Below are 23,908 nucleotides of genomic sequence, written 5' to 3'. Positions count from 1 at the left end.
ACTGTCTGAATAAAATTAATAATTAAAATCTATTCAGACAGAGTTCAGTTTACACCCTCAATTCATTATTTCAGAACTGAATTCCATCATATCTTTTTTCCTCTTCGGTTATCTGTAATAAGGTTTTTTCCTTGTATTGTAATATTCCTGCCAAGATCAGATCGGGAAATTCATGTATACCAATATTGTACATATTAACACTTTCATTATAAAACTCCCGCCTGTCGGAAATAGCATCTTCTATACCGGAAACTCTCTGCTGCAGCAACATAAAATTATTATTGGCTTTTAATTCCGGATAGTTTTCGGAAACGGCAAAAATGGATTTTACGATCTTGTTGATCTCATTGGATAAATTTATTTTTTCTTCGGGATTTTCTGCGGTTAAAAAATCTGTCCGAAGTTTGGTAAGTCTTTCCAGTACGGTTTCTTCGTATTTCATAGATTCTTTTACCACTTTTACCAGTTCCGGAACTTCATCAGCTCTTTGCTTAAGTAAGACGTCGATATTCGCGAATGCTTTATCCGTGTTAAACCTGAGCATTACCAACCGGTTATAGGCCCTGACCGTAATACCAATAAGTCCAAAGACTATCAATGCCAAAATAGCATATGAAATAATAGTTTCCATTTTATTTGTTGTGATTAATGAGTTCTTCTGACCTGGTAAAAGTATCGATAACCATATCATTTCTCTCGTATTCCGTTTTCTTGAATTCAATTTCTTTTCCCTCCTCCTGAATTTCACCAGCCGTTTCATCATTTATATAGTCTGAAGAAATATCCTCGCTTTTAAGATCTCCGAACGGATTTTGAAAAACAGGATATTCCACAATGATCTGCTCTCTCTCTATACGCATGGGAGTAATTAAAATAACAGCTGCTATAAAGGCAAAAATACAAGTAAATCCGACAAAGGAATTTAGCAAAGGCCTATACGTATTGTAATATGTTATTTTATGGGAAGGGGAGATGGCGAATACCTTCTTGATATTCTCGTATTCAAAAACCGGTTGGTTGTTGTCTTTAAGACTCACCTTACCGATAAGCAACATTTGCTCTCCTGGTTTTAATAAATGTTGCGAATACCTTTTGCCTCCTCTACGATATTGCTCATCCTTTTCTACCCAGACAAATTCTATTTTTTCGGGATTCACCTCCATGCTTCCTGTTTCGTCCTCTATAAAAAAAGGGTTACAAACGGTTTCGTTAAAAACAGTTCGATAACTTTCCTTACCGTCCTTATCGGTTGTAATATCCTCTATCCTGTATTCATATCCTATACATTCTTTCTTCTTAATAGGGGCTATAACAGGTTCGATCATCCTTAATTCTCCCTCAATTTCTGCCAGTCCCATTGCTACTGAACGTATTTTAGAGGTTGGCAGGGTACGCTGATACCGTAAATATTTATTCTTATTTCCCGGCAGGAATAGATTTACCAGGGGAATTATGAGAAACAGCAATACAAGGGCATAAGGCCCTATGTTAGCAAACAGAAAAAAAAAGGAAAGTGCCAAAATCCCCCCTACAATTTTTTTCCATAGCGGTGTGGGCTTTATATTATACTTTGCGTTGAATTTTGTCCTTTTTGCTCTGTTTTCCCGAGCACTGACAATTCCGGACCGGATAGCTCCTATGATGGCAAAAAGAAAAACGGAGATAACCAAAAGGAAAAAAACAATCAAAGCCAGTTTTTTGTTTACCAGTGCAGACAGCCCGATCAAAATGGGATTTAAAACAAAAAACAACCATTTTCTGAATTTCAGATCGAGTAATTTCGCAAAGATCACCGTGTGAAATATGGCAATCCCGGTGGCAAACAACATAAAAAAAACCACCATTGGGGTTTCTATTTCCTGTTTTATATAGAGGTCCAACAGGTTGTTCATGAAGAAATGTAGTGGTTTATAGTTGAATCAATTTTTTCAAACACAGATTAATTTGCTTTCTTCGAAATATTTCAAAAATTCAGAATCATTTTTAGAAATACATATCTACCAGGCTATTCCCAAAGCATTCAGTTCTTTATTTTTTGTAGCTATTATATTTATCAAATAATTTCAAACTCGGTTTTCCCTTCCGGGATATAGAATGTAGGTTGAAGAACCAATTCTTCCTGTGTATCCTCATTTTCCAAAAACAACGCAGACATTCCATTCATTCTTTTGAGTGTTGCAACTTTACCATAAGCTGATAATTCTACAATAACATTATCCGATATAGGTGCTACCCTAAATCCTGATTGAAAATCATCTACTAATCTTGAGATTCTTTGGTTTGCCTCATTCTCGGATAGATACATGGCCGTTGCTATATTTTCCTCTCTCTTTCTCATTGCGTCTATAAATGCTGTATAATTCCCTTCCTCAATATATCTGCTTAATTTTTCATAGGCCTCTATTAGCTTAGGTTTGATATCAAAATCCGCATGTTTTAAGTCAATCCCATTTTGCCATGCTTCTATTCTGTATGGAACTTTAGCATTAAAATTACTTTTGTGTACAACAACAGGTATTTCCCCTTTTACCGGAAGGGTTTGATGGTTGTCAAACTGCTCCATATATTTATAATCTCCGGAACTGACATCAAACACCACCACTTTGTATCTTATATATGCTTCTTTATGTAATGTATTATTTCCTTGGAGCGGAAGTACCCTGACTTCTATCTCCTGTCGACCACTTTCCAGAATTCCTTGATTTATTGGAATATCCGTACTTGTTTGCCCATCAACGTTAAACGCAAATACCTCGACATCATTTACCCTTATTTCAAAATAACACATCAAAGCGCTTAAATCCAGCATATAATATGATTGTTCACTCATTATTATTCTCTTATCTAATATGACATTTTAAATTGTTCTAAAAGGGTAAACACATCTGGATTCGTAGAATTTTCAACCCTTACATCCTTTTGTGCTATGACACATCTTGTTTCTATGTATCTGTTATCGTTTTTTATTATATTACTTCTTTGTTCCAACAAAATGACCTGGTCTTTTATATCATCCTGCCAAACGTATACTTTTCCGAAGTTTTCATTTATATCTTCTTCGGAATACAGGACTTCAGGCTCCCCTTTCGTTTTTTCTAAATAATTAATAAACCGTACTGCCTCTTTCTCATTGGCGATCTGAAGGGTTACTCCTAAATATTTGTTACTTTCATAACTATCTACATACACATCTATATAACTATAATCAGAAGAATATCCATCCTCTACAGTGTACTTGGAAAAGGTAACATCTCCATACTTAAAATGATCTAACTCTTCCGTTCTATAGCACAAAACACCATGTTGCACATCTCTATCCCTTTTTTTATCCTCCACCTTTTTTAGTACCTCCACTACATTTTCACCATATTGTAGTTTTTCAATATCAATCTGCGAGGTGCACGAACTCATTATTAATACATTAAAAAACACCATAATAACAAAAAATCTCATCATTTTTTTAATTTTTAATTAATGGAATGTTGGCGTCCATGTCGAACAATTCTTCAAGGTTTTTAATTACATCGAAACGAGGTATAACATTTTTGTATTCTCCCTCTGCTAACACCCATTCTTTATCTTTTTCTGCATTTATTCTATCCTTATCTTTGGCAATCTTCATGGCCAGACCAACACTAACCACCACAACGTATTTAGCATCCAAGCCGTCAAAACCTAATTTCGGGCGATAGCTGAGTCCTGTATCATCATATGTTATGCCATGTCCAAACGTTATAGATGCCTGGGCACTGGCTGAAGCTTCGAAATAAGCCTTTGCCTTAAATACGGCCAGGACTAACTCTCCTTTTACTTTAATACCTACTTTTAATTCTATTTTCAACCTGTTATCCGCTTCTATTTTGAAGGCCGAGTCGTTTCTTTTTCCAGCGGTATTAAATTTAAAACCAATATTTGTAATTATCTCGTTAGAAATAATAAGATCCATATAAATGTCTACATTGGCTTTAAATCCGGCGTCATCATCACCAAAATCAACTCCTCTTTTCAATTTTCCCTGGATTTGTTTGTATAATTCCAGAGCTCCTGACGCTGCTGTCCCTCCACTTACTACTCCAGAAGCCGCAAAAACAAGCCCTCCCAAGAGATCAATAGTCATTTCTAACCCGATTAATGGTTTTGCATCAAAGTCTAGGTCGACATTTGTACCCATTAACTCTTTTCCTTCATCGCTTTTTACCTTGCTTAGATACCAGGTCCCTGCTAATGAAAAATTGGGTGGCTTAACCGCAAAACTGACGGGTAACCCTCTAGGCGAAACAGATCTTGCCTTGCCCTTTGTAGTGCTGGTTATTCCGTCTGACATTGCTCCTATAGAAGAAAACAAATCGTATAACTTCTTAAATTTGGTTTCGTATTTTAACTTAAATTCATCTTTATTCAGGTAATTACCATTTTTGGCCATGTTCCATTGTCCTTCCAACGAAAAGCCAAATGAAACATCTTTCTGTTCCCATCTCTTCTCGGCTCCAATTTTTCCTGCTCTTTCCTGCAATTCTTTATGTTCATAAGGATCCATATTCTGCCATCTCACGCTCAGATCATTTGTTAGATTGAGAAAGAAATTAAGCTTCCACTTAACATCAGGATAGGTCTTAATCAGTACAGGAATATTTTTTTCGTTGGAATAGTACCGACAACTATGCAAATGCATAGCAAAGTTATTCGGATTTGTTTTGTAAGGCCAGATATACTGGATAGGGAATAGTTCAAATCGCGATAATTCGGAATACACCGGATAAATAAACGAAGGAGATGAAAAAACTTTTGTGGACGCCTCAACTGTATCTATAATTTTAATTTCCTTTCTGTGCTTATTATCTTCATTTCTAAAGCAGCTTTTGGTTTCGAACCCGACAATATCTATTGTCAAATCCTTTTTAAGAGAAACGTCCGGTGCCGTGGTTTCGTATGTAATAATCTGCGCATTATGCCCGTAAAAAGTGAAGGAAATGTCTACTCTCCGGGCTTCAATATATTCCTTCTCGTCCTTATATTGTAAATTATCTGCTCCATTCCGGGTATCATTGTCTCTATTGTTGTCCAGGAGTATTTCTCCTTTACCATTACTCAAAATACGACTGGAGCTCAATCCTCCATCTGTCAAATATTGTTTAATAGCCTGGCTTCTTCTAAGGGACAACGTTTTGTTATAATCTGCCTTGCCTATTACACAGGCATATCCGTTAAGTGTAATCGTAGAGTGTTCATGTTCCAGTAAAAAGCGAAGGGTATTGTCCAGAACGGATCTGCTTTGGGACTCTATTGCGGCCGAATCAAAATCGAAATAAACGGTACGGTTCACCAATTCCGGAATAGCCCTGACCCCTGACAAATTCTTACCGTTCTCAAAAACCACAACCTTCTTTTGCTGTACCTTACCATCTTTCTCTTCTGTTTCTGTTATAGATATGGTCTCAAACTTACATGGTTCATAGCGCTCCATGTTCAGCTGCGGTTTTCCTATTCTTACGGGTGTAAGGTTCTTGGGACGTTCGGGTTCATTCGATACCAGTTCATTTTTGATACGCAGAAAACGGGCATGGATATCATCGTTGTTATTATCTATAATATATTGTCCTCTGCCGTTTTTTACTTTTATATAAAATTTTTCTTCTTCCTGTATATTGTTTACCAGAGGTTGCCACGAAGAAGAATTCCGTATTTCCAGGTTGACTTCTCCGTCTATGACTTGTATACGGTTATACGTAAAGATACGTTTATCTCCTCGTAGTGTCTGAATATTGTATATCTCTACGGACAGGTCAGTACAACCGTTAAGCCCTTCCGTACTCAGATTCAGGTAGATCGTTTCCCCATAAGCAAATTTTTTACTTTTTCTTTCATCTCTTCCCCCATTCCGGGTACTCCACTTACTGCCAGTTATTCTGGGAGGACAATATCCGTTGACATAAAGCCCCGTATCGGCCGGGTCCCGTTTTCCGAAAAGACTGGCCTCTATATAATAGCTATACGGACCGCACAGTTTTTTTGGCAATTTCACACCATACATCTTGCTTATGGGAAGCGTCATTTGCCTTATGATCGTCTTTCTGCCGGTATCCTGCCGCATCCAGGTAAGGTCCCTTTTCTTTTCCTCTTCTGTAGTATCCGGATACCATTCACTGACCATAAAATACACAAACTGGTCGGGCACTATGACCACTTTTTCATTTTGTGCCGACATCCTGGGATAATATTTCCCTTGAACACAGCGTATTTTTTTTACTCCTTTTGCCATAATAACCTATTCCATCAACTTTGTTATTGCGCAGAATCCTCTATTCCTTCATGGGTCGCTACCGGAGCACTCATCCCTTTTATATTTGTCATGGGGTTCAGCTGACTATGAACATCTTCATTAGCATTATCCGCATTCTGTTTACTCCCCTCGGTTTTTTGCCCGTGGTTGTCTATAGAAATACAATCTGCCCCTCCTATAGGGCATGTTGCCTTACTGTCTTCAAGCAATATTTTGCCTTGATTGGACAGTATGGTATCTTCATAAAAACCACTCCATTGAGTGATAACTGCCTGACATGGTTTATATCCGCTCGACGTAGGCTGTAGCTTACATTTGCCAAAGGTGTTCTTCTTCAACGTCTGTCCCACATCTTTATCGGTTGCGATTAATTTCTGCGAACCGTCTTTGTCATTGGCAAAATGCCTGCTTTGCGTTTTCACCTGCAATACATCTGTCTGAGGTTTTTCGCTAAACTTACACTTGCAGGTCGCCCCATGAACTACAACATGTTTTTCGCTCATAATCTTCTGTTTATTTATCTTCCAATAAAGAAACGACTACTTTTATTTCCTTTCGCTTCTCCAGTTGCAGAGAACACTCCAGAAACAAACTTTCAATCAGATTATTTCCGGCATTTAAAAAATACTTAGCCTTATATGTCCCTTCTGCTTTTTCCGAATCAGGGTCCAACAAGGCATCATGAGGGAAATTCTGCCTGTTTTCCAAATCGGCCTTTGACCTGTTGTCTGATACGCTTCCTTCCTGACTTATTTGTACCAGGCCGTATTCATCCAGAAGCATTTTCACTTCCTGTTTCACCGTATACTTTACGGGTCTTATAAATGGCACAACAGGAAATGAAACTCTATTTTCAAAAACAAATCCGGGAGTATAATCCACATAGATCTGTCCGAAATAAGCCGCTAAAAACCAATCTCCCGACAAGGATTTCTTTAGCAATTCCTTATCTACCAACGAGGCTTCACTTTCAGCTACGTACTGTTCTACCCATGCTCCATCGTACTCTTCGAAAATCCGCTTTTTAACCTGCTTCCACCGTTTCCGTATATCAGGATGATTGGCAATATCCATCCAGTTACCGTCCTCATCTATAACGACCTCTAACGGGTATACCGCACCTGATACTTTTTCGGCCAGTTCATCTGCTATTTCCGACGCTTCTTCATCATTAACATATGTTTTTGACAATCGGTTTATCTCAAAGACATATCCTTTTTCATCCTGCTTTACGAAGGTTACCCTAACCCTGTATTTTAAAGTATTTTCTTCTTTTTCACCGGATGAAATGGTATACATCACACCATAATTAAGTGGTTTTTCCGCAGGTTTAAACCTGAGAGTATATCCGTAATTAAATTTTACGAACGCAGGGTTGTCTCCAACCTTTTCATAGATATGCGGGTACACATAAAGTGTACGCAAATGCGAAGGAAGATCAACATCTATAAGGTCATCTTCACTGCTGAAAACATTGTGGAACCTCTTCGCTTCCTGTGGTGTAATCCCCAGAGCCCTGGCCACACTGATCAGTGTGTCTCCCTCGTTTATTTTATATGTTCTGTATTTGGGGGGCAAGATTTTATTTATTGGTTTGTTGAACTCTGTTAAACTTTTTCACTTCTTTACAGTTCTGAAGTAAAAAGTTTCAAGAAGCTCTCTTTAATACTAAATATTTATCTTCACATTCTTCCAACTGAGAAAAAGGATTTTCACTGTTACCATAATTTTGAATAAGAATAGAAGAATCTTCATATTCCCCTCGAAATTCAGTTTTTGTTTCTAAATTTCTCGAACTGTTTTCTACACGGAAAAGAAGAAATATTTTCCCATTTCCCTTACTAACCTCAACTACTCCTGACCCTTCTCTACTATTCGATTTCAGATTCAACTTATCATCTTTTAACTTTATTTGAAGCTTACATTCATTTCTTCCGATTAACTCGTATATACCATTATAATCAAGCGATCCTTTTTGGATTTTGTTTACTTCAAAATCAACTTTGTAATATGAATCCCTATTTACATAATCCGGGATTTGGGTATATTCCCATTCTACGGTCAAAAAATAAAACAGGCGAACTTCATTCCGATTAATAATTTTTACATTCTGTGCATATTAGTTTAACAAGACTCTATAACATGTCTTCATGAGCAGAAAATACATCTAACCTGCTACTCCAAATCCGTCCAAAAGGATTTCCCCTTCCTTATCTTTTATGAAATACAGTATAAATGTTTTCTCTCCAGCATATTGTTCCTCTTGTTCTTCTATTGTATATAAATAATTAAAATATACTTCTAATTTATTGCATTCTTCATCTTGTTGATTCCTAATGTCAAAGTCAGGTTCTGCTTTAAACTTTACCGCCTCCATATAATATTTACATGGGAATTCTTTAAACTCCTTTAGAAATTCGGAAGAAAATATCTTGGTCATTTCTGGGATAGATTTTTTTGCGTCCTGACATGAATTCCGGAAAAAATCCAGTAATTTCATGATTCTCTTCCTGTCTTCCTCCTTAAAACAATTTATACTATCCTTCTTAAGGTCAAATACAGAATCTTTGGGAAGTTCTGAAGAATTTTCTATTCCTTTACCAGATTCCGCCTTATTATTCCCTATACATGAGGCAAAGGTTAATGTTAAAAGAAAAATTTTAAGATAATGATTCATGTTTTCTATAATTATGTTGTTATCGAGTTGTTTCCATAGACCCATCAGCATTCACATTCATCTCCTGCAGTTCTTTCTCTTTTTCTGAAACTGTGTAATTCTTTGGTTTACTAATTGATTTTTCCTGGCCTATAGTAACCGTACCATAACGTATTTGCTGCTCTCCTGCATTTTTACCTCCCTGGTTACCTCCTAAAAAAACATATTTGTTGGCTTTGGAATTTTTACCGACTATAAACGCAGTATGTGAATATTTTAATGTGATAACAGCTCCATAAAACGGCTCACATTTTTCTCCATTCTCCCAATTTGAGGGAGTCCAATCAAAAGCTAATGAATTATAACTTCCATTTCCACTTATGTTGGTTTCTTTAAAATCTTTTGTTTGTTCAAAGCACCAGTTAACAAAAGAAGCACACCAAGAGACTTTATGCGTCCATTCACTTTTCTTTCCATAATGAGACTTTCCTAGAGTTGTACTTTTATGATAGTGATCTTTTATTCTTTCCTTCAATGGAGTAGTATTCTCATTTATACCTTTATAAGTTGCATATTCCTGTTCTGCATAAACCATCCAAGGAGCTTTTTTATGATTACTTAACTCAAACCACTCCCCCTCTTTATTCAAAAACACATTGCTTTTGTCCGTCCCTCCATAGGTAATTTCCCCTTCTCCCTGGGCTTCAACCTCAATAGATAAGAAACTTTTTTTTGCGTCCCCGTATTCCGGTTCCCATCCTTCTTTGGTAATCATGCGGTCATAACTCTCCGGGGGTATGCTCCGTTGTCCGTCGGTATATCCCATAATTTCCTTTTCTCCCAGTTTTTCGCGCCATTCTTCCAGGGTTTCATCGTCCTTAGGGCGTAGCTTTATCTTAGCATAACGGTGTGTACCTTTTAAATTTTCTTCTTCCGGTTCACAGAGTTCTATAGTGGTAATTTCATTCTCCCCCTGCAATACGGAAAGTGCCCCTCCATCGGTAAGCAAAGCCTCTTGTTCCTTCAGGGTTACCTGTATACTGTTTACGATACCGAAATGCTCCGCTACGATATACACCTCATCTCCTACATTGCCGTTTTTTATCTTTTCAAAACTCGTTTTTTCACCTGTCTTTTTCCGACCGGTTATAGTTAACGTGTCCCCTATACTGATCACGGTAGAGGTCAATCCGTTCTCTTCCATAATCTCCTGATAGGAAACCCCTTCATAATTATCTGCTATTTTAGAGAGATTATCCCCCGCTACCACGGTATATTCCTCTGTAGTTTCTTCAAAGACATCTTCCGTTTTTTTCTTAGCAAAATAGGCCGTCCGTACAATGATGGTCACCGGCAGGACTCCGGGGCTATAATCTCCAAAACTAACGCTTGTTCCCATTGGACACTATTTTTTTATTACTGGTCAGCGTAAGGCCGGAACTAATAGCTTCCACATTGATCTTATTGGCTATTTTTTCCATCTTTCCTCCTACTTTTAAAGTATAGGCGTTATTTACGACAACAGTAACCTGTTGTGCCTGCTTGACTATAGCCATATCAGAACAGTTTTGATTTTTCTGCACTATTGAATTCTATTGTACTGCCACTTTGCATGGTCATGTTTTCTCCTTCGCTGAACATGCTTATCTCATTTGCAATTTCACTGGAAGTATTGGCCTGTCTTAAAAAATCCTTTTCCACAATTTCGGTTCTGATATCCGATGTTTCCGAGATCGTCCCCGCCGCACTCTGACTTAAATCTCTCCCCGCCGTAACCGCAATATCTTCATTGGCCGAGTTTGTCATGTTTCCACCGGCACTGACACTTACATCTTTACCAGCGGAGATCGTAATATTTTCTCCGGCGGCAAGATTAAAATTCTTGGGAGCATTAACACTGATATTCCCCTGCCCGTCCATAAACCATGTATTTCCGGAAGGGTCCTCGATAAATATACTGCCTTCGGCATCGTTCATTTTTATTTTGGTGCCGCTGCGGCTATGTATGACTTTGAGATCGTTATTTGCCGTGGCATAACCACTTTTTTGGCTGCCATTGTACATCGTCCCCACCACGTAAGGTTTCTCTGCATTTCCTCCCTCATAAGCCACGAGGACTTCTTCCCCCGCTTCGGGAATAAAATAAAAACCTTTGTTCCCTCCTCCGTGGGGCTGTACCATACGTATCCAGGGGCTTTCATAATCCCAGTGGAATTTTACTTTTACACGGCCCAGCCCTTTCGGATCGTTATTGTCCGTTACTATTGCAGGTTGGGTTTCTGCTATAGGCGGATTAAGCACATCCGTATATGGCGGCACTTCCACCACATCGGGCACCGCCTGGAATTCATTGCTGTAATTTCCGGTTTCGTCACAGGCATGAATAATAGAGGTAATGTAATAACTACCGAAAGATTCTTCTTTAACGCTATCGGACATATCCCCGGTAAGGGAAAATCGGGGTTCTTTGATATTGACAATGTCACCGATACGCAGACCTGTTTCGGAGGAGATCCCTTTTGCGGTCACTAATCCGGCCGCCCTGCCCTGCAATTGTGTTTTCACCCTGTCATGCAGGTGACTTTGGGCATTTCCCGGGGTAATGGGATGTGTATAGTGCATAGAGGCCCCATTATTCGGAAATATTCTTTTGGAGGCCTGCAACATAGCCTGTGTAAGCCCCTGGCTGTCGTAACCGATCTCATCTGAACTGGTCTTCTGAATGGCTGCTGCTTCCGGATCATATCCGGAGAATTGGAATCCCAGGGGTTTAATGCTCATATGTCTTTTGAACTTGGTGACATTCTGCCCGTAGATCAAAGAAAAGGTTTCGGATTGTGGTCGCCCGAAAATCAATTCTGTCCCGTTATAATAAAACCATTCTCCTTTCTTTTGCGCCATACGGCACAGAAAATCAAAATCACTTTCCCGGTATTGTACGGTATAATCCAGGGCAGTGTCCCGGTTGACCTTTATATTCAGGTTCATACTTTCTTTTTGTGAACCCAGGGTGTCCCGGACAATGGATGCCAATTCCTTACCGATATAAGACCGGGTATTGGGTACACCATCTATTTTTATGGTAGGGCTGGTCCCGGAGATAACAATTTCGCCGGCAGCACCCCGGCTACGGTCTACATCTACGTCCGTTACCAGGCCCTTGAAAATAAGGGGCGTGGCCGAACTTCCAAAGTTTTTAGGTTCTATCTCAATATGAACAGATTGCCCGATATACCCCTGGGCCTTGTCTATAGCCTCGGAAATAAAGACCTTAGGCAGTGGTTGTTTAATAGAAAATGCATGATGTGACAGAACATTCTGTATAATACCAATCTTGGAGAATTTGTTCAATATTTCTCCGTTAATGTTCATCTTAATATTCGTCTGGATCGGCATGATGTAATGTTTTTTCAGTTGTCAATATCTCAATATGTCCGTAAGAAACTGCTCAGATTTTATCCTTTTACCGGAGGATAGTATCATATTCCACTATCTTACTGCTTTACTCCTTCTTTAAAAATTCGTACTTATTCATATCGTCAGGGTCTCCAACCCAGTAAAACAGGTGCCACGGCGGTTTATTCTCCAACATTCCCCGGCCGGAGATATTTAACTCCATCCCTATTTTATGGCTAAGTACTTTATCATCTACGGTATAGGTCTTTTCTATACCATAATCTTCAAATGTTTGATTACTGCTGAGTTTTAGGATTGGCCGGTCTCCCTCTTCCATGATACGCCAGTCTCCTTCCATATCAAACCTCATAGTATCTTCGATTTCATCGTAACAACAATATGCTAAGAAATCCAGTTTTCTTGCTGTATAGGTACCATCTTCCCTGAGCTCTATAATTGCCCCGTCCCCACTTTCCCAGCTTCCCGTAAATTGCTCTTTTTTAAGTTCTGGTGGCCTATCACAGGCGTTCAGGAAAAAGAGGGCACAAACCATCCATATAGTTTTGAGCATTACCTTCATTTTTTCAGTTTGAGGGTTTCCGTCCAGATAAAGGATTGAGAGGTTTGTGAACCCCAACCGCTTTTAAAACTGTTGTTGTTCTTTTGTCCGACCGTTTTCTGCCATGCAGGATGATATCCGATAACCGGAAGACGTGAGGCAGATTGCATCGTCGAGGAATTATAGACGGAGAATTGGACTGTAGCCTCTCCTCCTTGAATACTGATTACCTCCCATTTCAGATTATAAGACCCCAAATAAGTCACTGCAAGATTTCCGGTCTGCCCGCCTGTTAACAAGGTGGAATAATCCTTCACGTATTTTCCAACACCCTGAACTCCTCCCAGGCTATATGCGGAAGAACCATATAGCTCTCCTCCTTTTATGATATTTTCAATAATAACCGTACGGGTTTCTTCTATATGATCGTGTAATCTCAATAATTCGGTAAAATAATCCCCGTTTTTAAAATCCCTGTGTCTTGGTCCGGCACCGATAAGCCACTCCGTACCTACCTGCCATGGCGTAACCTCCTTGTTGGACGGTGTATAGGAAAAATCTGTTTTGTCATACCCCAGATATACACTTCCGGGTTCCCCGTCCCCTATTTTCGCATTGTCTATAATAGAACCCGGGGCATGGTAATCATCATATCCGGCCGCTTTAGCCTGTTCCATACTGATAATATCATCGTCCCAGGACCAGGTGTTACATTTTTTGACCCAATCATTTGGTTCCAAAAGGTTATTTGTTATGAATTCCTGATTAATAAAGCTATTTCCCCCAGAGGAGATTGTATTGTTTATCGTATTATTATCTGCATTCTGAAGTATAAAATTCATTTCCACATCAGCTCCCATGTCGGCAAAAAACTCTGCCCACTCCCTGGCATCTTCCGCGGAATGTATATTAATATCCATGATAATTGTTTATAAGGCTTTCGGCCAGTTCTTATCAAACCGGGAACCATTGATATTGATCTCTTTGGCTACAATGGTAATTTCTGCACGCATAGGCAGGGAATCATCAGAATCAAAGGCTTCTTCATACGCTACGCAATATGCCTTTTTAAATTGCAGCCCCCTCATTTTAGACATTCCGTCCCTCCGGTAAAATACGAACTCGCCGTCCCTTACCTGGCTCGGGTTCCGCATCCAGTCGAAGAGCGAAGTACTTTTCGTAAGTTCCACCAGCACCCGAATACGTCCGCCCCTGGGGTCGGCTGCCGGTCTGTCGCTATGGTCCGTATCCTGGACCATAGACATTCTGTACCGCAGTACTACCATTTCTTCGCCATCAATGGTCAGTTTTGATAAAAAACTCATAATTAAAGTATTATTTCTGTACGGATTGTGTTTATTTTTTCTATAAAAGTACGCTTTTACGCGCTTATCCTATATCCCCGAAACCCGGTATTTTCACTATAAACATTTCAATGCTACTGATATGCCTTAATAAAATACATCTCCGGACAATCCTGAAAAAGAATATCCGAAAGCCAATTTCACATACTTCACGGGGCATGCGAATTGGCGGGCAGGGATAACTACCTGAAAAGCCGGTACCACTGTTACTTCAGATATTCCGGATGAAATCTGAGATTTCATCCGGAATTCAGTACCAAAATTCTTCGGATAATCGCTATAATATAAATATGTAAGATTGGGGGCAAGGTAACTAAAGGGATGGTGGTCCATCCCTTTTTAAGTAATATTTGACCGGTTCGCTTATTACTGTAACAGGAATGAATGATTTACACCCATTCGTTGATATGCTCTCCGCCACCACTGGCGACTGCACGGCATGATATGGTAAAAGTTTCTGTTAAAGGATTGTCTCCGGAAGCGTCGAAGTTTTCTTTATACTTCACCAGGTAGCCCTCGGTGAAATTAACTTCCCTGAGTTTTGCATCGGTGTCTCGTTTAATATAGGTAATTACACCGTTTTTACGTTCAAAGTTATTTGTCATCCATTCGAAGAAGAAGGAATCTCCTGTGGATTCCACGGTAAGGTTTATCCGCCCTCCCCGGGTTATTGATGAAGGACGCCCTGTAGCGTCCACTTCCTGTGCCAAGTCGTAATTAGCACTTAAAATGTTGACCTTTTTTCCGCCGACAGATAATGTTGCTTTAAATGACATAATACTAAAAATTTACAATTAAGGTTAACTAATAAAAAAATACCAAATCAAATATTGAGTTATATACAGCCTGCAAGATATTAAATACGAACGTATTATGCAAAAGTTGACATTAAGAAAGTGTTGTCTTTACGTTTTCTTCCGTAGGAATTGCTTTATGTAAAGCAGGGTAAAAGACCGGATACAGGAGAAGTAGCTTCTGAAAAGAAGAAAAAAATCGCGATTTTATACTTTCCATACAAAATGCGACTTCAGGAAGATCATAGCCTCAACCGATAGAATGATTGCGGGCAGTAATGTTTTTATACAGAACTTTAAAGGCCTACAAACAGCATTTCTTTTTCAGGAAAAAAAGCAGATCAGAACGACAAGCTACCGGAAATGGCCTTCAATGTAATCTCGGATAACTTGGCCTGGAGCACTGCTTCGCTGTGTCGCAGCCGGGCATTGATATAATTGAGCTGCGCCGTCCGGAACTCAATGGTGGGAATCGTACCTATTTTGTATTTTTCCATTGTAATATCCAGGTTTTCTTTGGCGATATTCTCGTTCCTATGCTCCAGGACAATAAGTCCGAGATTGGTTTGATACGTTTGAAATGCCGTTCCTAACCGGGATAATAAGGCCTGTTTCTGCTGTTCGATCATTAATTGATTATTGTCAATGGCAATTTTGGCAATTTTTTCGTTCCGGTTCTGATTGAATCCGTCAAAGACATTCAGGCTTACGCTAAAGCCGTAATTCCAGCCATGAGACGACGAGCTTGTAGTAAAGCCCAGGCTGGATTCTGATCTGGCAAAATTATATCCGGTAGAGGCTATTATCGTAGGATAACGTCCTGCCCTGACCTGTTTGAGTTCCAGTTCTGCAATTTGTTTATTAATAATCTGGGCAAGCAGTTCGGGGTTACGTTCTTTGGCAAGAACCTCCAGTTCAGGCAAAAACAGGTCCTTATCCACAGCAATTTTATCAACTACCTGAAAATCGGTTTTACTGTCGCGGGCCAAAAGTTCATTGAGCTGTATTTTAGTATTGTTATAGGACTCCTGCTGTTTTAATTTCAGGGTCTGATCCGTATTCAAATCCACTTTGGCATTCAAGAGTTCGAGTTTCGAAGCCTTACCGATTATAAAACGGTTTTCCGCAAGTTCCACCCGCTGTTCGGAAATAACCAGCGTACTGTCCAGTACTGCGAGTTGCTGCTGCTGTTGTACCACATCATAATAGGTAATGAGTACATTGCTCACATTGGTCAATATAGCTTTTTTCAGCTCGGCGCCTCCCAGTTTTTCCAGTTCCTGAAGCTGTTCGTGGCGGGCGAACATTCCGAAACCATCAAAAACGGTCCAATCCAGCGCCACACCATAATTAAGACTATTGTTCTTTGCATTGGACAGGGACCGTTCTGTTCCATCAGTCCTGGTCTGGTCCAGACTCTGGGTACTATTATTATCATTGAGTACCAGGCCGACCCGGGGAAGCATTCCCGCAAATCCGGCACTTACTCCCAATTGATCGGATTCATAGGAATTTTCGGCAAGGCGGATATCATAATTATTTTCCAGGGTTATCCTTATGGCATCTTCCGGCGTAAGTATTTCCTGGGCTCTTCCTTTTATAACCAGAAATCCGAAAATGAAATATACAGACAGTATTCGTTTATTCATGATATTATTTTTTACACGGCATCAAGTTCCGGACGATATTTTTTATCTCTGGACCACAGCACATAAATCGCGGGGATAACAAAAAGTGTCAGTATCAGTGAAAACAGGGACCCTCCGATGATAACGACTCCCATTCCTATACGGCTGGTAGAGGCTGCTCCCAGTGAAAGGGCTATGGGCAATGCCCCCAGGATAATGGTAAGACTGGTCATTAATATCGGGCGCAGACGCGACTCGGCTGCTTCGATAATAGCCTGTGATTTCGGCATTCCCTCTTCCCGGAGCTGATTGGCAAATTCTACGATAAGAATACCGTTTTTGGTCACAAGCCCTATCAACATTATAGTCCCTATCTGGCTGAATATATTCCAGGTCTCACCACAGAGCCACAATGAGAACAAGGCACCGGCAACAGCCATGGGAACGGTGAGAATAATGATGAACGGATCGACAAAACTTTCGAATTGTGCCGCAAGAATCAGAAAAATAAGCAGGAGGGCAAGTCCGAAAGCATAAGAGGTATTAGAACTGCTTTCCACAAAATCCCGTGACTCACCTCCGAGGTCGGTAGTGAATGAGTCATCAAGCACCTTTTCCCTGATCCTTTCCATAGCCTCTATACCATCTCCAATGGCTTTCCCATCCGCCAGGTTTGCAGAAACGGTGGCGGAGAGGTAACGGTTATGATGGTATAGCTGAGGCGGACTGCTGTGCTCTGTTATGTTAACAAGGTTATCCAGCTGAATTAACTGCCCGTCCTTGTTCCTGACAAAAATAGAAGTGAGATTTACAGGGGCATTTCTGTCATTTTTGTCGAATTGCCCTATTACCTGGTATTGCTTGCCGTTCATCAGGAAATAACCGAAACGTTGCCCGCTCAGTGACAACTGCAGGGTCTGTGCAACGTCACGGACCGAGACCCCCATACTTTCCGCTTTTTGCCGGTCGATATCTACATAAATTTCAGGTTTATTAAACTTCAGGTCCACATCGGTAAAGGAAAAGGTAGGATCTTTTTCCACTTCCTGCATAAATTCCGGGATTTTTTCCTCGAGCTTCTCAAAGTTAGGTGCCTGGATAATATACTGGATTGGCGGACCACCACGACGGTTTACTGAAATAGTAGGCTTTTCCGAAACACTGGTTTTTGCCCCTACATATTTTTTCGCCCATGCACCCAGCGCCACGGCAATTTCATGCTGGGACCTGTCCCGTTCTTCCGGCGCCACCAGGGCTACATTAGCACGCCCACTATTAACGGAAGAGGTACCGAAACCGGGAGAGGTGAGTATAAGGCTTACCTTTTTTTCCGGAATGGAATCGTTGATCAGTTGGGTAATCTCCGTCATATACCTGTCCATATATTCATAAGAAGAACCTTCCGGAGCAGTAACACTAAGCCGGACGAAACTACGGTCTTCATAAGGAGCAGTTTCTTTAGGCAGAAGAGCATAAAACAGCCATATAAGCCCCAGGCAGGCAAAGAGGATCGGAAAGCTAAGCCATTTGCGTTTCATAAAGCTTTTTAGCGAACTGGCATACCCCTTATTCATCATTACAAAATAAGGTTCGGTCATATTGTAAAATTTCGATTGTTTCTGCTTACCGGGCTTCATCAAATAAGCATTAAGCATTGGAGTAAGCGTTAGCGAAACAAAAGCGGAAATCAGTACGGCGGCCCCCAGCACCACACCGAATTCCCGGAACAATCTCCCTACGAACCCTTCCAGAAAAATTACGGGCAGGAATACCGCGGCCAGTGTAATGGATATGGAGATCACCGCAAAAAAGATCTCATTCGACCCTTTTATGGCAGCCTCTATGGGGTTCATTCCTTCCTCTACTTTTTTATAGATATTTTCCGTAACCACAATTCCGTCATCTACTACCAGTCCCGTTGCCAGCACAATAGCCAAAAGCGTTAATACATTAACAGAATACCCCAACAGCCACATGATGAAAAACGTTCCGATAAGAGATACGGGAATATCCAGCAGGGGACGCAAAGCCATAGACCAGTTCCGGAAAAAGATAAAAATAACGAGTATGACCAGAATTACGGAAATCAGCAATGTTTCCGCTACTTCTTCTACGGCTCTTTTTACAAAAACCGTATCGTCGATAACCACGTTCAGTTTGAATCCTTCGGGAAGGTCTTTCTTAAGCTTTTCATATTCTTTGTAGAAGGCTTCGGCTATTTCGAGATAGTTGGTGCCAGGTTGCGGAACAACGGCAACAGCGACCATAGGCTGACCGGAATCACTCATCTTGGTCTCCATATTCTCTCCTTCGAGAGCGGCCTTACCCACATCACTGAAGTGTACTATTCTTTCCCCTTCGGCACGAATGATAATATTGTCAAATTCTTCTTCGGTAGAAAGGTTTCCTATTGTCCGGACGGTAAGTTCGGTATTGTTTCCGGTTAATTTCCCTGAGGGTAATTCCACGTTCTGGGCGAGCAATGCATCTCTGACATCCCCCACGGTTACACCGTAAGAAGCCAGCTTAATGGGATCAATCCACAAGCGCATGGCATATTTACGCTGCCCCCATATCTGCACACTGCTTACACCCGGGATAGTCTGTACCCGTTGGGCAATTACATTATCCGCATAATCCGAGAGTTCCAGAATATTTTTAACATCGCTCTGTACAGTCATGGAAATGATACGCTCCGCATCCGCATCGGCCTTGGTTACTACCGGGGGAGCATCTATGTCTTCCGGCAGGTTTCGCACTGCCTGCGATACTTTATCGCGGACATCATTGGCTGCTTCTTCCAGGTTTTTATCCAGGTTAAATTCAATATTGATCCTGCTGGATCCCTGGGTACTGGAAGAAGTTATATTCCGTATCCCGTCAATGGAGTTGATTGCCTTTTCGAGCGGCTCGGTAATCTGGGATTCGATAATGTCGGCATTCGCACCGGCATAATTGGTCTGTACGGAAACCTGCGCGGGATCGATGGAAGGAAATTCGCGTATACCCAGGTACATATAACCAATAACCCCAAAAAGGATAATGAGGATATTCATTACCAGGGCGAGGACCGGGCGTTTAATACTTATAGTGGAGAGATTCATCGGGATCAGGTGGTCTGTATCGGTTAATTATCTAGTGTTACTTCTACCGGCGTACCGTTATCCAGTGCCATGATACCGTAAGTGAGAATCGTATCGCCGGGTTTCAGTCCGGAAATGACGCGTACATCACTGCTGGTACGTGAGCCGGTTTTGACTTCAACGGCTTTGGCTTTCCCCCCCTCAACAATGAAGATCTCTTTTCCGTTCTGAATAGGAATCAGTGCCTCGGTAGGGACCATCAGTGCGTCCGGGACGACTTCGAGCGGAAAATTGACATTGACGAACATGCCCGGGTACAGGACCCCGTCGCTGTTGTTTACAGTAGCCCGCATTTTTAATGTTCTTGTGGTAATATCAACTTCCGGCTCTATGGCATAAATCTTCGCCGTGAACATTTTGTCTGCGTCTGAAGTAGTAAAGGTGAGTGTACTGTTAACTTTCATCCGGGAAACATATTTTTCCGGAATGGAAAAGGTAAGTTTTAATTGCTCTGTATTTACAAGTTTTGCAATAATCGTAGTAGGAGTAACATAACTGCCTTTCGATATGTTCCTGAGACCTATAGTGCCGGAAAACGGCGCCCTCACCGAAGTTTTGAAAAGCTGGGCGGCAATGAGCTCTGCCTCGGCTGTTGCCGATTGATAATCGGCACTGGCTATATCGTATTCTTCCTGACTTATGGCCTGTTTTTCCAGAAGTAACTTTGCTCTTCTTTCATTTTCGGCAGCCAGTTTTTTTGCAGTCTGTACTTTGGAGAGTTGCGCTTTTAATTCAATGTCATTTACCTTAAAAAGCTCTTGTCCCTGGGTAACTTCGGTCCCTTCCCGAAAATAAATATTCTCTACAACTCCCGAAACTTCACTTCGTATATCCACCTGTTCATTAGCTTCCAGAGAACCGGAAAGAAAAAGCTGATCTTCGAACTTCTGGGGTTTTAAAATCCTTCCGGCAATTTTTAAAGGAGCCCGGGAAGATCCCTGAGGGTTATCCCCCGCTGAATTATTTTTGTTAATCCGATAGGCTATAAGCCCGATGAGCCCGATACCCAAAAGGCCGAAAATAATGGTCCGTATTTTCATGCAATAGATTAGGTTAATTATTTTGAGTTAGTAACGGTGTTGCCTGCAGGACAGTAAAAAAGCCTTTTAGCATTGCAATAATAAGACTTTATAGGCCTTCAATGGTTTAATGCAATTTCAAAATTACCGGGGTTTCACATTTTTTTAAGAAAAAAGTCCTAAATATCCTACTCCGCCATATATATTTACGGCAGTTTTGGTGTTAGGATCAAACGCTGTGAAGAATTCGGGAAATTGGTATTATGATTATTGAGATACCTCTTTTTATGTCAGAATAGGATACCCGGTTAGTTATTGTACAGAGAATTTAAATCGCGGAAATTTTTGTGCAGTCCGCCATTTTTAGAAATGACCTCCGAAATAATTACTTTTCAGTTATCTACCCTGTATTTTCCATATTAAATTTAATACGCGATGGCACCTGTTCAAAACACAGACGGTATGTAGTACTTCTTCCTCCCATAAATTAAAACTATAACGGGATTATTCCAGATCTTCCGGATAGGCCGGCATTGATTTCCCGGTCAGCAGAAGTCGCTCATCAAGTTTTTTTAAAATCAGGATATGCACATACTTTCCGATATAACAAACACAGATCATTTCCTGAATAAATCTTTATTGGGGGTATCGCCCATTACAAAATGCAGATTTGCACCGGATTTCAGAGTTTCCAGGGGAATCTCTTTCTGGTGATATGCTTTCCCGTTCAGTGTAACGGACTGGATATAGTAATTTCCGGGTTTATTATTTTCCGTGGTGATATTGATCGTATTCCCGTAACCATTCTCAATCTGAATCCTTTCAAACATAGGGCTTCCGAATTGAAAAGAAGGTCTCAGCCCGGTCAGCCCCTTTACATCGAATAATCCCATGGAAGACATCACGTACCACGCTCCTAATTGTCCCTGGTCTTCATCCTGTCCGTATCCATATCCGTGAACTTCTTCTGTTCCATAGAAGTTGTTGCAGATCTTTCTTACCCATTTCTGGGTGAGCCATGGACGGTCTGTATAATTGAACAACCAGGCAATGTGCAGATTGGGCTGATTTCCCTGGTTATAAAGGTATTTTATTCCTGCAAAGGCATCGATATCCTCCCCGCCGAACTTGGTCTTTTCAGATACTCTGAAAATAGAATCCAGACGTTTTACGAATTTTTCCTCTCCCATTTTATGAACGAGTCGCTTGGGGGTATGAGGCACATAAAAGGTATATTGCCAGGCATTTCCTTCCTGAAATCCTTTCCATGGGGCAAAAGGATCAAAATCCTTGAGGAATTCCCCGGAAGCCAGTCTGGGACGGATAAAATCTGACTTTTCGTCATAGATATTCTCCCAGTTCCTCGATAACTTCATCAGTTCTTTATATTCTCTTTCTTTTCCCAATGCTTTGGCCAGTTGGGCCACTGCAAAACTGCTATAACTGTATTCCAGGGTATGGGAAGCTGAAAATCCCGAGCCTTCGGGATTGGTATCCATACCATTGATTTGACTCACATACCCCTTTTCAATAAAGTTTTTCAGATCGGTTTTCCCGGCACCTTCATTACGATTATGATACCTGACCTCATTTTCATATGCCGCCCTGAATGCCAGATTGGTATCATAATCACGGATACCGGCCTGGTAGGCAGAAGCTATGATCAGGCCTACAAAATTGGTCCCGACGCCGGAGACAAATTTGGAATTGGCCAGTCCGTCGCCCAGCCACCCGGAATTCTTATACACCTCCAAATGTGTTTGTACAAAATCATTATAATATTCCGGCCATACCAGGGTCCACAACTGGGTAAGATTCCAAAATGCGCCCCAAACCGAGTCGGTATTGTAAAATGCATATTCGGGGATTCCGTTTTCATCCAGAGGAATCTGTCCCACACTACCATCATTCTGCGGGAATTGCCCGTTGATATCACTGGCCAGCCCGCGACCCAGCAAGGCGTGGAACAGCCCTGTATAGAATTTCGTTTTATTGACTGTTGAAGTATCTGTCAGCCGTATCTTGTTCAATTCCTTTCTCCAGGTTATCTGAGCCGCTTTTTTAGCCTTGGCAAAATCCAGGTCCCTGGCTTCCTGCATCAGGTTATTCCGGGCATTTTCCAAGGAAGTGTAGGAAAAGCCTGTTTTAACCTCTACCCTGTCATCCTGCTTTGTTTCAAATCCAAGATATATACCGACTCCTTTCCCCTGTCTGTCGGTTTCCCCCGGAAACTGTTCCTCTCCCTGAAAAGTCCCTACAGTTAAAGGCGGTGTATCGATCATTGCAGAAAAAAACATTTTGACTTCTCCCTCAGGCTGGTATTTCTGTACATATTTAGGATATGTGATCACCCAGCCTTCTACGCTCTGGTTTTCTTTATCATAGGAAACATAGGCATCCTTGACCTCTCCGCTTTCTCCCAACTCATTTCCAATATCCATAATCACATAGGCGTCGCCGGATTCAGGGAAGTGGTACCTCTGAAATCCAACACGCTTGGTGGCCGTAAGTTCGGCCGTAATATTATAATCGTCCAGGAGAACCTTGTAGTAACCAGGCTGAGCTACTTCATTTTCCCTTTTGAACCGGGAACGGTATCCCGAATCAGGATCTTCCAATGTACCGGGTACTGTCTTTAACTCACCGGTCATAGCGGCAAACAGGAAACCACCGACCTGGAATTCGTGCAGGTTGGCAAAACCTTCGATACTGTGGTGACGGGAGTCATACCCCACGGCATCCCACCCATAGGCATTCCCGTAACTTCCGTTGGTTGAGGGACCGAGTTTTGCCATTCCAAAGGGTACTGAAGCCGGTGTATAGAAAAACCAACGGCTGTGCGCCGTCCCTATATTCGGGTCTACATATGTAAATACGTCAGTGTCGGAAGATATTTTTGTTTCTTTGCTTTGCCCGGCTTCATTACAGCCCAGAAGCATCAAAACCGGAAGTAAAAGGAAAAATCGTCTCATAATTATAATCATTGGTGTATTTTTTTAAATTGAAAACCGGTAAGTAAAAATCACACCTTCTAAGAAGGTGGCTTTGGCTAGCCCCCATAGGGGACCT

General features: G+C 41.1%; 20 protein-coding genes. All 20 read right to left on the bottom strand.

Features of this window, described 5'->3' with window-relative positions; genetic code table 11:
• Positions 1–70: 70 nt before the first annotated feature.
• On the bottom strand, positions 71–631 hold the full coding sequence (locus ED312_RS22700; protein WP_123218310.1) for a LemA family protein: 561 nt from the start codon (positions 629–631) through the stop codon (positions 71–73).
• 1 nt (position 632) lies between these two features.
• Positions 633–1,892 (bottom strand): hypothetical protein, encoded by a 1,260-nt coding sequence (locus ED312_RS22695; protein WP_123218309.1) that lies wholly within the window; start codon positions 1,890–1,892, stop codon positions 633–635.
• 161 nt (positions 1,893–2,053) lie between these two features.
• On the bottom strand, positions 2,054–2,830 hold the full coding sequence (locus ED312_RS22690) for a hypothetical protein (RefSeq protein WP_123218308.1): 777 nt from the start codon (positions 2,828–2,830) through the stop codon (positions 2,054–2,056).
• A gap of 14 nt (positions 2,831–2,844) precedes the next feature.
• Positions 2,845–3,456, bottom strand: coding sequence for a hypothetical protein (locus ED312_RS22685; RefSeq protein ID WP_123218307.1), 612 nt, complete (start codon positions 3,454–3,456; stop codon positions 2,845–2,847).
• Positions 3,457–3,460: 4 nt separating this feature from the next.
• The gene (locus tag ED312_RS22680) at positions 3,461–6,205 is read right to left on the bottom strand and encodes an OmpA family protein (protein WP_170164607.1); all 2,745 of its coding nucleotides are present in this window, start codon (positions 6,203–6,205) and stop codon (positions 3,461–3,463) included.
• A gap of 77 nt (positions 6,206–6,282) precedes the next feature.
• Complete coding sequence (locus tag ED312_RS22675; RefSeq protein WP_123218305.1) at positions 6,283–6,783, bottom strand: DUF4280 domain-containing protein; 501 nt, start codon at positions 6,781–6,783, stop codon at positions 6,283–6,285.
• A gap of 10 nt (positions 6,784–6,793) precedes the next feature.
• Complete coding sequence (locus ED312_RS22670; protein WP_123218304.1) at positions 6,794–7,858, bottom strand: hypothetical protein; 1,065 nt, start codon at positions 7,856–7,858, stop codon at positions 6,794–6,796.
• A gap of 70 nt (positions 7,859–7,928) precedes the next feature.
• On the bottom strand, positions 7,929–8,345 hold the full coding sequence (locus ED312_RS22665) for a hypothetical protein (RefSeq protein WP_123218303.1): 417 nt from the start codon (positions 8,343–8,345) through the stop codon (positions 7,929–7,931).
• A gap of 102 nt (positions 8,346–8,447) precedes the next feature.
• Positions 8,448–8,957, bottom strand: a complete 510-nt coding sequence (locus tag ED312_RS22660) for a hypothetical protein (protein ID WP_148044357.1) — start codon at positions 8,955–8,957, stop codon at positions 8,448–8,450.
• 19 nt (positions 8,958–8,976) lie between these two features.
• Complete coding sequence (locus ED312_RS22655; RefSeq protein WP_123218301.1) at positions 8,977–10,335, bottom strand: LysM peptidoglycan-binding domain-containing protein; 1,359 nt, start codon at positions 10,333–10,335, stop codon at positions 8,977–8,979.
• Positions 10,319–10,492: a hypothetical protein gene (locus ED312_RS24000; protein ID WP_170164606.1), complete on the bottom strand. Its 174-nt coding sequence runs from the start codon at positions 10,490–10,492 to the stop codon at positions 10,319–10,321. Before ED312_RS24000 ends, ED312_RS22655 begins: the two co-directional genes overlap by 17 nt.
• A gap of 1 nt (position 10,493) precedes the next feature.
• Positions 10,494–12,332, bottom strand: coding sequence for a type VI secretion system Vgr family protein (locus ED312_RS22650; protein ID WP_123218300.1), 1,839 nt, complete (start codon positions 12,330–12,332; stop codon positions 10,494–10,496).
• A gap of 106 nt (positions 12,333–12,438) precedes the next feature.
• Entirely contained in the window at positions 12,439–12,903 is a 465-nt protein-coding gene (locus ED312_RS22645; RefSeq protein ID WP_148044356.1) for a hypothetical protein, read from the bottom strand.
• A 5-nt stretch (positions 12,904–12,908) separates the two neighbouring features.
• Positions 12,909–13,811 carry a hypothetical protein gene (locus tag ED312_RS22640; protein WP_123218298.1) on the bottom strand — a complete coding sequence of 301 codons (903 nt, stop codon included), beginning with the start codon at positions 13,809–13,811 and terminating at the stop codon, positions 12,909–12,911.
• Between the two features lie 9 nt (positions 13,812–13,820).
• Positions 13,821–14,216, bottom strand: coding sequence for a type VI secretion system tube protein TssD (tssD, locus tag ED312_RS22635; RefSeq protein WP_123218297.1), 396 nt, complete (start codon positions 14,214–14,216; stop codon positions 13,821–13,823).
• A 428-nt stretch (positions 14,217–14,644) separates the two neighbouring features.
• The gene (gene tssD, locus ED312_RS22625; RefSeq protein WP_123218295.1) at positions 14,645–15,031 is read right to left on the bottom strand and encodes a type VI secretion system tube protein TssD; all 387 of its coding nucleotides are present in this window, start codon (positions 15,029–15,031) and stop codon (positions 14,645–14,647) included.
• 359 nt (positions 15,032–15,390) lie between these two features.
• On the bottom strand, positions 15,391–16,698 hold the full coding sequence (locus ED312_RS22620) for a TolC family protein (protein WP_123218294.1): 1,308 nt from the start codon (positions 16,696–16,698) through the stop codon (positions 15,391–15,393).
• Between the two features lie 11 nt (positions 16,699–16,709).
• A complete protein-coding gene (locus tag ED312_RS22615) occupies positions 16,710–19,781 on the bottom strand; it encodes an efflux RND transporter permease subunit (RefSeq protein WP_123218293.1) in 3,072 nt (1,023 codons plus the stop codon).
• Positions 19,782–19,804: 23 nt separating this feature from the next.
• Positions 19,805–20,860: an efflux RND transporter periplasmic adaptor subunit gene (locus ED312_RS22610; RefSeq protein WP_123218292.1), complete on the bottom strand. Its 1,056-nt coding sequence runs from the start codon at positions 20,858–20,860 to the stop codon at positions 19,805–19,807.
• 596 nt (positions 20,861–21,456) lie between these two features.
• Positions 21,457–23,811: a GH92 family glycosyl hydrolase gene (locus tag ED312_RS22605; protein ID WP_123218311.1), complete on the bottom strand. Its 2,355-nt coding sequence runs from the start codon at positions 23,809–23,811 to the stop codon at positions 21,457–21,459.
• Between the last annotated feature and the right edge of the window lie 97 nt (positions 23,812–23,908).

Origin of the sequence: Sinomicrobium pectinilyticum, from assembly GCF_003725735.1 — a bacterium.
Classification (GTDB): Bacteria; Bacteroidota; Bacteroidia; order Flavobacteriales; family Flavobacteriaceae; genus Sinomicrobium; species Sinomicrobium pectinilyticum.
This window is presented reverse-complemented; position numbering and strand designations above follow the sequence as displayed.